Below are 1,047 nucleotides of genomic sequence, written 5' to 3'. Positions count from 1 at the left end.
AAGACGCGGGAAGCCATGTCAAAGAGCAAATTACTGTCAAATTACTTTCTCAGGACACCTTTTTATCGCCTTTTCAGCTCAACTGCTCCGGTTCGCCCCCTTCAGCACACCTACCAGGGGCATCGCTGGGGGCTGGCCGCATAATTGCCGCTGACTTTTTGCAGGGACATCACGAAATGTCCGTAAAAGGTAAATGGGAGGGGCGTTCCCAGAGGGGAAGCAGAACAGGATGGGTCGGTGCCGGTTCGGCCAGAAGGGTAGGGTTTGGCAGAAGGTGAAGGTGATTGGCTTTCTCAGGTTGAGGGCAAAAAGAAAGGGAAGCTCTGGTGGCTTCCCCTTCACTGAACTCGGTCTTTTCGGCTGGCTTGGTTCATGCGTGTATCGGCTGCGCCACCAATTTTACTCCGAGGGCCGAACATACTTTGGCTACTGTCTCAAAGCGAGGGTGGGCATTGGGCCGGAGTGCCTTGTAGAGGGCTTCACGGGACAGTCCGGCAGTCCTGGCGATCATGGTCATTCCACGGGCGCGGGCAACGTCTCCCAAAGCGGCGGCCAGCAAGGCGGGGTCGTTCTCGTCCAATATGGCCGTCAGGTATGCCGCGATGTCCTCTTCGTCGTGTAAGTATTCAGCGGGATCGAAATCGGGTAGCTCCGAGACTTTGATTTGTTTGGTCATGTCTCAATCCTCCAGTGTGGCAGCAAGATCAATGGCTTTTGATATGTCGGCAGCCTGGCTAGATTTGTCGCCGCCACCCAGCATCACGATGATCACTTTGTCGCGCTGTACCGCGTACATACGCCATCCGGGGCCGAAGTGCTCGCGCATTTCAAAAACCCCCTCGCCTACGGACTTGATATCCCCAAGATTGCCCAAAAATGCCTTGCGTAAGCGGGCATTGAGTCGCTACCGGGTCATACGATCCTTCAAACCCTTCAGCCAAGCAGAGAAATCTGGCTCTTCGACGTTGGACGTGGAATTGGCAATTCTCCCCTGTGGTACTATCTGTATTCGGAGTGAGTGGTTTTCGATCCCTGTTTTCCAGGAGA

Annotated in this window: 1 protein-coding gene and 1 pseudogene; both read right to left on the bottom strand. The window is 54.6% G+C overall.

Annotated features, from left to right (window positions below; translation table 11 throughout):
- Positions 1-370: 370 nt before the first annotated feature.
- Positions 371-676, bottom strand: a complete 306-nt coding sequence (locus AC559A_RS19200; RefSeq protein ID WP_498819302.1) for an addiction module antidote protein — start codon at positions 674-676, stop codon at positions 371-373.
- 3 nt (positions 677-679) lie between these two features.
- Positions 680-892 (bottom strand): annotated as a pseudogene (locus AC559A_RS19195) (type II toxin-antitoxin system RelE/ParE family toxin); the annotation flags it as partial.
- Positions 893-1,047 lie beyond the last annotated feature (155 nt).

It is taken from the genome of Desulfonatronum zhilinae (assembly GCF_900182865.1).
Classification (GTDB): Bacteria; Desulfobacterota; Desulfovibrionia; order Desulfovibrionales; family Desulfonatronaceae; genus Desulfonatronum; species Desulfonatronum lacustre.
Note: the sequence above shows the minus strand (reverse complement) of the source record. Positions and strands in the feature narration are given on the sequence as shown.